Annotated in this window: 1 rRNA gene; it reads left to right on the top strand. The window is 50.7% G+C overall.

The window, feature by feature from the left end:
- Positions 1–215, top strand: a 16S ribosomal RNA gene (locus FAF44_RS54260); the annotation flags it as partial.

The raw sequence follows: 215 nt of genomic DNA, 5'->3' as shown, positions 1-215 counted from the left end.
GGGGAATATTGGACAATGGGCGAAAGCCTGATCCAGCCATGCCGCGTGTGTGAAGAAGGTCTTCGGATTGTAAAGCACTTTAAGTTGGGAGGAAGGGCAGTAAGCGAATACCTTGCTGTTTTGACGTTACCGACAGAATAAGCACCGGCTAACTCTGTGCCAGCAGCCGCGGTAATACAGAGGGTGCAAGCGTTAATCGGAATTACTGGGCGTAA

The organism is Nonomuraea sp. MG754425 (assembly GCF_021699195.1).
Taxonomy (GTDB): Bacteria; Actinomycetota; Actinomycetes; order Streptosporangiales; family Streptosporangiaceae; genus Nonomuraea.
This window is presented reverse-complemented; position numbering and strand designations above follow the sequence as displayed.